General features: G+C 72.8%; 10 protein-coding genes. 5 read left to right on the top strand and 5 right to left on the bottom strand.

Annotated elements, in window-relative coordinates:
• A partial coding sequence (locus ACZ4MU_RS07625; protein WP_280842533.1) for a biotin carboxylase N-terminal domain-containing protein occupies positions 1–93 on the bottom strand: 93 nt, incomplete at its 3' end.
• A gap of 380 nt (positions 94–473) precedes the next feature.
• On the opposite strand from ACZ4MU_RS07625, the gene ACZ4MU_RS07620 reads away from it, so the two are divergent.
• Positions 474–947, top strand: a complete 474-nt coding sequence (locus tag ACZ4MU_RS07620) for a hypothetical protein (RefSeq protein WP_467872200.1) — start codon at positions 474–476, stop codon at positions 945–947.
• Between the two features lie 7 nt (positions 948–954).
• Here the strand turns inward: ACZ4MU_RS07620 and ACZ4MU_RS07615 are convergent, their stop codons facing one another.
• The 4 genes from ACZ4MU_RS07615 to ACZ4MU_RS07600 all read right to left on the bottom strand — a co-directional run bounded on the left by ACZ4MU_RS07615 (position 955) and on the right by ACZ4MU_RS07600 (position 3,609).
• Positions 955–1,575: a nucleoside triphosphate pyrophosphatase gene (locus ACZ4MU_RS07615; RefSeq protein ID WP_467872198.1), complete on the bottom strand. Its 621-nt coding sequence runs from the start codon at positions 1,573–1,575 to the stop codon at positions 955–957.
• A 26-nt stretch (positions 1,576–1,601) separates the two neighbouring features.
• Entirely contained in the window at positions 1,602–1,730 is a 129-nt protein-coding gene (mmpB, locus tag ACZ4MU_RS07610) for a morphogenic membrane protein MmpB (RefSeq protein ID WP_467872196.1), read from the bottom strand.
• A 70-nt stretch (positions 1,731–1,800) separates the two neighbouring features.
• Positions 1,801–2,007: an acyl-CoA carboxylase epsilon subunit gene (locus ACZ4MU_RS07605; RefSeq protein ID WP_467872194.1), complete on the bottom strand. Its 207-nt coding sequence runs from the start codon at positions 2,005–2,007 to the stop codon at positions 1,801–1,803.
• 9 nt (positions 2,008–2,016) lie between these two features.
• On the bottom strand, positions 2,017–3,609 hold the full coding sequence (locus ACZ4MU_RS07600) for an acyl-CoA carboxylase subunit beta (RefSeq protein ID WP_467872192.1): 1,593 nt from the start codon (positions 3,607–3,609) through the stop codon (positions 2,017–2,019).
• Positions 3,610–3,745: 136 nt separating this feature from the next.
• Here ACZ4MU_RS07600 and ACZ4MU_RS07595 point away from each other — a divergent pair, with 136 nt between their 5' ends.
• From ACZ4MU_RS07595 to ACZ4MU_RS07580, 4 genes are all read left to right on the top strand, one after another.
• On the top strand, positions 3,746–4,606 hold the full coding sequence (locus tag ACZ4MU_RS07595; protein WP_467872189.1) for a biotin--[acetyl-CoA-carboxylase] ligase: 861 nt from the start codon (positions 3,746–3,748) through the stop codon (positions 4,604–4,606).
• 172 nt (positions 4,607–4,778) lie between these two features.
• Positions 4,779–5,936 carry an adenylate/guanylate cyclase domain-containing protein gene (locus ACZ4MU_RS07590; RefSeq protein WP_467872186.1) on the top strand — a complete coding sequence of 386 codons (1,158 nt, stop codon included), beginning with the start codon at positions 4,779–4,781 and terminating at the stop codon, positions 5,934–5,936.
• A gap of 75 nt (positions 5,937–6,011) precedes the next feature.
• Entirely contained in the window at positions 6,012–6,812 is an 801-nt protein-coding gene (locus ACZ4MU_RS07585) for an enoyl-CoA hydratase/isomerase family protein (RefSeq protein WP_467872183.1), read from the top strand.
• A 107-nt stretch (positions 6,813–6,919) separates the two neighbouring features.
• A complete protein-coding gene (locus ACZ4MU_RS07580) occupies positions 6,920–8,074 on the top strand; it encodes a GGDEF domain-containing protein (protein WP_467872180.1) in 1,155 nt (384 codons plus the stop codon).
• Positions 8,075–8,136: the final 62 nt, after the last annotated feature.

The raw sequence follows: 8,136 nt of genomic DNA, 5'->3' as shown, positions 1-8,136 counted from the left end.
GTAGACGGCTACGCTGGCGATCCCGGCGTCCCGACACGCCCGGGCAACGCGGACAGCGATTTCGCCACGGTTGGCGATGAGCACCTTGCGCACGATGGCTCCCTCCTTGAAAACAAGCTGAGTTTAGGGAAGCCGTACACCGGCCCACGACCCCGCCCCCGTGGTGAGGTTGCCCACACGGAGTGTGACGCGCGGCTGGCTCATGTCGCGAAATCCCTTGTCGCACCACGGTACGCCGGGTCCCTGCCCGGCACATTAGCCTTCTGGTGTGGTCAAGGTCTCTGTCCCGAAGGCCAGGGGGCGCCTCACATTCTTTGTGGAGTCCCTACGAATGGCCGAATGATTCTTTGCCGTCCCGAAGATCGTGGTCCCGTCGGCGTCAGGACCCTTGCCCAGGGGTTTACCGGTGAGTAGCGTTCGGTTGTCAGACGTACTACCGGTAACAGGGGCTGGTATCAGGGGGGTGGTGCGCGGTGGCGCGCAGAGCGGTGGCCTTGGTGGCCGCGGTCGTTCTTCTGAGCGAGGCCGTCGGCTTCGTGCTGGTGAACTGGTTCCTCGGCCGCGTCGTGCACCAGCAGAACATGTCGCTGGGCGGGATCGACTCGGGCACCATGGCGACCGCCACGTACGTCATGGGCGCCGTCTTCGGCCTCTATCTGGCCGTGTGCGGCGCCATCCTGCTGTTCACCGGCGTACGCGACCGCGCCCCCGGCCGGTTCGGCCGCATCCTGCTGATCACCTGCGCGGTGGTGCACGGCGTGCTGGGGGCGCTGACGGTCGGGCTGATGGGCTGGCCCGCGTTCGCCTTCATGATGCTGGTGCTGGCCCTGGTCGTGCTCGCCCTGCTGATGTACGCGGCGCCCCCGCTGCCGGCGGAGCCGGAGGACGGGGAGCCCGTGGAGGCCCCGCCGGGCAACGGGACCCCGCCGCAGCCGGCCGCCGCCTGAGCCCGCGCTACCGGTCCGCCCACAGATCCGTGATCGCGATGCCCAGCTCCGCGAGCAGCCCGCGCAACAGCGGCAGGGAGAGCCCGATGACGTTGCCGGGATCGCCGTCGATGCCGTCCACGAACGGGGCCGAGCGGCCGTCCAGGGTGAACGCGCCCGCCACGTGGAGGGGTTCGCCGCTCGCCACGTACGCGGCCACCTCCGCGTCGCTGGGCTCGCCGAAGCGGACCGTGGTGGACGCGGTGGCCGAGGCGCGGCGGCCGGTCGCCGTGTCGATCACGCAGTGGCCCGTCCGCAGCACGCCGGAGCGCCCGCGCATGGACTTCCAGCGGGCGGTGGCCTCCTCGGCGTCGGCGGGCTTGCCCAGCGCCTCGCCGTCCAGCTCCAGCACCGAGTCGCAACCGATGAGCAGGGCTCCGGCGGCCTCCGGGCGGGCGGCCACCGCGTCGGCCTTGGCCTCGGCGAGGACCAGGGCGAGCTCGCCGGGGGTGGGGGCGGTGAGGGCGTCCTCGTCGACCCCGCTGACGATGACCTCCGGCGCGAGACCGGCCTGGCGCAGCAGACCGAGCCGGGCGGGAGAGGCGGAGGCGAGGACGAGGCGGCGTGCGGCGGCAGTCATACGGGTCATCGTAGACAGCGCCGGGAGGCGGGGGGTCAGCGGAAGCTGACCACGAACATCCCCAGCACCATCAGCAGGGCGAGGACCAGCCACGCGCGCCGCATCATCGCCTGGGCGTCGCGCAGTTCCTTGGGCGGCTCGTTCTTCGGGTCGGACCACAGCATGCTTTCGATACTGCGGCCGTCGCCGCCCCGGCGCCTGAGTACCCGTACTCAAGCGCCGGGGAGCCGGGGACTACGCGGGCCAGTAGGTGCGCGCCCAGGAGCGCGGACCCGGCCGCGGCACCGGGTGGCGGGCGATGCGCGCCGGGTCGGACCAGTCCTCGGGGGGCAGGGGCGCGCCGGACGGCACGGACGCGCTCGCCGCGGCGCGCGCCCGGACCACCGCCAGTGCGGCGGCCAGCTCCTCGGGGGTGGGATTGCCCCGTACGACCTTGATCACAGCGGCTCCTTACAGGGGGATGTTGCCGTGCTTCTTGGGAGGAAGGCTTTCCCGCTTCGTACGCAGCTGACGCAGGCCCCGCACCACATGGGCACGGGTCTCCGACGGCATGATCACGGCGTCCACGTACCCGCGCTCGGCCGCGATGTACGGGTTGAGGAGCGTGTCCTCGTACTCCGAGATCAGCTGCGCGCGGGTCGCCTCCTGATCGTCGGCGGCGGCGATCGTGCGGCGGTGCAGGATGTTCACCGCGCCCTGCGCGCCCATCACCGCGATCTGCGCGGTCGGCCAGGCCACGTTGAGGTCGGCGCCCAGGTGCTTGGAGCCCATGACGTCGTACGCGCCGCCGAACGCCTTGCGGGTGATGACCGTGATCAGCGGGACGGTCGCCTCGGCGTACGCGTAGATCAGCTTGGCGCCGCGCCGGATGATGCCGCCGTACTCCTGGTCCACGCCCGGCAGGAAGCCCGGCACGTCCACGAAGGTGATCACCGGCACGTTGAAGGCGTCGCAGGTCCGCACGAAACGCGCGGCCTTCTCCGAGGCGTTGATGTCCAGACAGCCCGCGAACTGCATCGGCTGGTTGGCGACGATGCCGACCGGGTGGCCCTCGACGCGCCCGAAGCCGGTGATGATGTTCGGCGCGAACAGCGCCTGGGTCTCCAGGAACTCGCCGTCGTCAAGCACGTGCTCGATGGCCGTGTGCATGTCGTACGGCTGGTTCGCGGAGTCCGGGATGAGCGTGTCCAGCTCCCGGTCGGAGTCCGAGACCTCCAGGTCCGCTTCCTCGGGGAAGGCGGGGGCCTCGCTCAGGTTGTTCGACGGCAGGTAGGAGAGCAGCGACTTGACGTACTCGATGGCGTCCTTCTCGTCGCCCGCCATGTGGTGCGCCACGCCCGAGGTGGTGTTGTGGGTGCGCGCGCCGCCCAGCTCCTCGAAGCCGACGTCCTCACCGGTGACCGTCTTGATGACGTCCGGTCCGGTGATGAACATGTGCGAGGTCTGGTCGACCATCACCGTGAAGTCCGTGATGGCGGGCGAGTAGACCGCGCCGCCCGCGCAGGGGCCGACGATCAGCGAGATCTGCGGGACCACGCCGGAGGCGTGCACATTGCGGCGGAAGATCTCGGCGAACAGGCCGAGCGCGACCACGCCCTCCTGGATGCGGGCGCCGCCGCCGTCGTTGATGCCGATGACCGGGCAGCCGGTCTTCAGCGCGAAGTCCATGACCTTGACGATCTTCTCGCCGTAGACCTCGCCGAGCGAGCCGCCGAAGATGGTGAAGTCCTGGGAGTAGACGCAGACCGGGCGCCCGTCGACCGTGCCGTACCCGGTGACGACGCCGTCTCCGTACGGACGGTTCTTCTCGATGCCGAAGTTGGTCGAGCGGTGCCGGGCGAACTCGTCGAGCTCGACGAAGGACCCCTCGTCCAGGAGCAGGTCGACCCGCTCCCGAGCGGTCAACTTGCCCTTGGCGTGCTGCTTTTCCACAGCGCGCTCGGAGCCGGCATGTGTCGCCTCCCCGATGCGGCGCCGCAGATCCGCGAGCTTGCCCGCGGTGGTGTGGATGTCGGTCACTTCTTGCTGCTCCGGCTCGGACATCGGGACGCGGCTCCCTGCCTGGTCACGGGTTTTCGGCTGGCTACTGACTCGTAGGGTAGTGGCGCGCCTACCGTTCGGCAGTGCGTCGTTTGCCACACCGGGGCCCGCTTGCGCCCACGCGCCTAACCTGGGCCGTATGACGCCCCAGGACGCATCCGAAAGCCGCTGGTCCGACCTCGACCGGCCTCCTCTCAACGCCTCCGCGCTGCGCCACGCCCTGGTGCGGCCCGGCGCCCTGTGGACCTCCCTGGAGGTGGTCGGGGCGACCGGATCGACCAACTCCGACCTGACCGCCCGTGCCGACGAGCTGCCCGAGGGCGCGGTCCTCGTCGCCGAGGAGCAGACCGCCGGGCGCGGGCGCCTGGACCGCAGCTGGTCGGCGCCGCCCCGCTCGGGCCTGTTCTTCTCCGTGCTGCTGCGGCCCGGCGCGGGCGTCCCCACCGAGCGCTGGGGCTGGCTGCCGCTGCTCACCGGGGTGGCGGTGGCCACCGGTCTGTCCCGCGCCGCCGGGGTCGACACCTCGCTGAAGTGGCCCAACGACCTGCTGGTCACGGTCGGCGGCGAGGAGCGCAAGGCGGGCGGGATCCTCGCCGAGCGAGCGGGCCGGGACGCGGTGGTGGTCGGCATCGGCCTCAACGTCACCCTGCGCGCCGACGAACTCCCGGTGCCCACCGCCGGCTCGCTGGCGCTGGCGGGCGCGGTCTCGACCGACCGCGAGACGCTGCTGCGCGCCGTGCTGCGCTCCCTGGAGCAGTGGTACGTGGACTGGCGCGAGGCGGGCGGCGACCCGGCCGCCACCCGGTTGCAGGAGACCTACGCGGCGGGCTGCGCCACCCTCGGCCGGACCGTGCGCGCCGAGCTGCCGGGCGACCGTGCCCTGACCGGCGAGGCGGTCGCGGTGGACGGTGACGGGCGCCTGGTCCTTGCCACCGGGGAGGGCGTGCGCGAACCGGTGGCGGCGGGCGACATCGTCCACCTGCGCCCGGCGGGGGGCTGAGCGGGCGCGCGCCGGGCCCGACCCGCGCGCGCTCCCGGGGCCCCCCGCACCGCCTCCGGGGGACAAGGCAACGGGTGCGAGGACGTGAGCTACGGCACACCTGCCGTATCGTGGAGCCCGATCCAGCGACAGATCGGCAGGGAATGCGCAGGGAACGGGCAGGAGGCGGCTGGTGACCGTCGACGACACGCAGTCCGGCGAGGGTGACGGCCCCCACTCGGAGCCGGCGTCCTCCGCCTACCCGACCCCGCACCACGTCGTGGACCACACCGCCGAGCCCACCGCCGATCCGCTCGCCATCCGTCTGGAGCAGTTGATCCTGGGCGCGGACCGCCGGTACACGCCGTTCCAGGCCGCCAGGACCGCCGGGGTCTCCATGGAGCTGGCCTCCCGGTTCTGGCGGGCCATGGGCTTCGCCGACATCGGGCAGGCCAAGGCGCTCACCGAGGCCGACGTACTGGCCCTGCGCCGGCTGGCCGGTCTGGTCGAGGCGGGGCTGCTGAGCGAGCCCATGGCGGTCCAGGTGGCCCGCTCCACCGGGCAGACCACCGCCCGGCTGGCCGAATGGCAGATCGATTCCTTCCTGGAGGGCCTGACCGAGCCGCCCGAGCCCGGCATGACCCGTACGGAGGTCACGTATCCGCTGGTCGAGCTGCTCCTGCCGGAGCTGGAGGAGTTCCTCGTCTATGTGTGGCGGCGCCAGCTGGCCGCCGCCACCGGGCGCGTGGTGCAGGCCGCCGACGACGAGGAGATGGTCGACCGGCGCCTCGCCGTCGGCTTCGCGGACCTCGTCGGCTTCACCCGGCTGACCCGGCGCCTGGAGGAGGAGGAGCTGGGCGAGCTCGTCGAGGCCTTCGAGACGACCGCCGCCGACCTGGTCGCCGCGCACGGCGGCCGGCTCATCAAGACGCTGGGCGACGAGGTCCTGTTCGCGGCCGACGACGCCGGGACGGCAGCCGAGATATCGCTCCGGCTGATCGAGACGATGGGCCACGACGAGACGATGCCGGCGCTGCGCGTGGGCATCGCCTTCGGCACGGTCACCACCCGGATGGGCGATGTGTTCGGTACGACCGTGAACCTGGCCAGCAGGCTCACCTCGATAGCGCCCAAGGACTCGGTGCTCGTGGACGGTGCCTTCGCGGAGGAGCTGGCGCGCACCGGCGACGCGCCGGTCTCCGAGACACAGGCGGCGGAGGAGGCCGCGCGGGCGGAGAAGGAGGGCGAGGAGCCCCCCAAGTACCGCTTCGCGCTCCAGCCCATGTGGCAGCGGCCGGTGCGCGGCCTCGGCGTGGTCGAGCCGTGGATGCTGCACCGCCGGGGCGCGTAGCGGCCCTTACGGGGCGCGCGCGTCCCTGCCTAAGATCCCGACGTAACGTTCGTTAACGTCGGTCGGGAGGGTCTCATGGGCACGGATGAGCAGCGGTACGGGGAGTTCGTGGGTGTACGGCGGCACAGCCACGTCGCCGAGCTGGTCCTGGACCGGCCCAAGGCGATGAACGCCGTGTCCACCGAGATGGCCCGCTCGATCGCCGCCGCCTGCGACGCGCTCGCCGCCGACCGCTCCGTGCGCGTGACCGTGCTGACCTCCACGCACGAGCGGGCCTTCTGCGTGGGCGCCGACCTCAAGGAGCGCAACTCCTTCACCGACGCCGAGCTGGTGCGCCAGCGCCCCACCGCGCGCGCCTGCTACACCGGCGTCCTGGAGCTGCCCATGCCGACCGTGGCCGCCGTGCACGGGTTCGCGCTCGGCGGCGGGTTCGAGCTGGCGCTCGCCTGCGACCTGATCGTGGCGGACGCGACGGCGGTCGTCGGCCTGCCGGAGGTCTCGGTGGGCGTCATCCCCGGCGGCGGCGGTACGCAGCTGCTGCCCCGGCGCGTGGGCGCGGCCCGGGCCGCCGAACTGGTCTTCACCGCACGGCGGGTGGAGGCGGCCGAGGCGCACGGGCTGAACCTGGTCGACGTACTGGTGGACGCGGGCGAGGACCGTACGCGGGCGCTGGAGCTGGCAGCGCGGATCGCCGCGAACTCGCCGGTCGGGCTGCGGGCCGCCAAGCGGGCGATGCGGCTGGGCCACGGCCTCGACCTGCGGGCGGGGCTGGAGGTCGAGGACGCGGCGTGGCGGTCGGTGGCGTTCTCCGGGGACCGGGCGGAGGGCGTCGCGGCGTTCAACGAGAAGCGGAAGCCGCAGTGGCCCGGGGAGTGAGGACCACCCCGTCCCGGGTACCTGTGTATGACCGAGCTTGATCGAATGTGATCGATCTGGCCCAGCCTAACTGATCAAACCGGGGCAAACCTCCCTAAGCTGGAGGGATGCGCGGTGAGGGTGAGGGTGTGGGCGGGACCGAGGACGCACGGCTGCGGGCGGTGGTGTCGCTGGCGCAGGCCATGGCGGCGGCCCACACCCCGCGCGAGTCCTGGCGGGCGGCGGCACTCGGCGCGCGGGACGCGCTCGGCGGGAGTTTCGCCGCGCTCTCCACCTGGGAGCGGGAGCTGGGGCGGCTGCGGGTGCTGGTGAACGCGGGCGAACGGGCCGAGGGGGAGGAGGAGTTCCCCGAGGACGAGACGTATCCGGTCCACCAGTTCCCGGAGATCACCGAGTTCCTGCACGAGCGGTGGGCGGGCGGCGGCGAGCCCAACGCGTGGGTGGAGACGGCGGCCGGGCCCGGCGACTCGGCGGGCTACTGCCATGAGCGCGTCACCGCCCTGCGCCGGCGCGGGCGCGGCTGCTGTGTGGTCGCGCCGATCGTGCTGCACGGGCGGGCCTGGGGCGAGCTGTATGTGGCCCGGCCGGTGGGCGCGCCCGTCTTCGACGGCTCCGACGCGGACTTCGCCACGGTGCTCGCCTCGGTGGCGGCGGCCGGGATCGCCCAGACGGAACGCCTGGAGGAGGTCCGCCGCCTCGCCTTCACCGACCCGCTGACGGGCCTGGCCAACCGGCGGGCGGTGGACGTACGCCTCGACGAGGCGATCGAGGCGCACCGGCGGGACGGGTCGGTGGTGAGCCTGGTGGTGTGCGACCTGAACGGGCTGAAGCGGGTCAACGACACCCGGGGGCACGCGGTGGGGGACCGGCTCCTGGAGCGCTTCGGCTCGGTGCTGTCGCTGTGCGGCGCGATACTGCCGGGTGCGCTGGCGGCGCGGCTCGGGGGTGATGAGTTCTGCCTGCTCTCCATGGGGCCGCAGGCGGACGAGGTGGTCGAGGTGGCGTCCGAACTGTGCCTGCGGGCGGGGGAGTTGGAGCTGGGGGACGGGGTGGCGTGCGGGGTCGCGTCCACCGGCGACCCCATCGGCCAGGTCCGCTCGGCGCGCCGCCTGTTCCGTCTGGCGGACGCGGCGCAGTACCGGGCGAAGGCGGCCCGTTCGAAGACGCCGGTGGTGGCGGGGCGGGACGGGGCGGTGGTGCAGCTCGCGGATTCGGCGGGGCCGGAGCGGGGGGAGCGGCGGCGGTTCCGCGGCCGGGGGTGAGTTGCCTCGCGCGCCGCAGTTGCCCCCACCCCGCCCCTTCCCTGAGCCCCGCCGGGGGCCGC

Source organism: Streptomyces sp. NPDC026377, assembly GCF_055567715.1.
This window is presented reverse-complemented; position numbering and strand designations above follow the sequence as displayed.

What these genes read in the sequence shown, in the direction of transcription:
- ACZ4MU_RS07615 (WP_467872198.1), bottom strand. Translation starts at nt 1,575, where the DNA reads ATGACCCGTATGACTGCCGCCGCACGCCGCCTCGTCCTCGCCTCCGCC.
- mmpB (WP_467872196.1), bottom strand. Translation starts at nt 1,730, where the DNA reads ATGCTGTGGTCCGACCCGAAGAACGAGCCGCCCAAGGAACTGCGCGAC.
- ACZ4MU_RS07600 (WP_467872192.1), bottom strand. Translation starts at nt 3,609, where the DNA reads ATGTCCGAGCCGGAGCAGCAAGAAGTGACCGACATCCACACCACCGCG.
- ACZ4MU_RS07595 (WP_467872189.1), top strand. Translation starts at nt 3,746, where the DNA reads ATGACGCCCCAGGACGCATCCGAAAGCCGCTGGTCCGACCTCGACCGG.
- ACZ4MU_RS07585 (WP_467872183.1), top strand. Translation starts at nt 6,012, where the DNA reads ATGGGCACGGATGAGCAGCGGTACGGGGAGTTCGTGGGTGTACGGCGG.
- ACZ4MU_RS07580 (WP_467872180.1), top strand. Translation starts at nt 6,920, where the DNA reads ATGCGCGGTGAGGGTGAGGGTGTGGGCGGGACCGAGGACGCACGGCTG.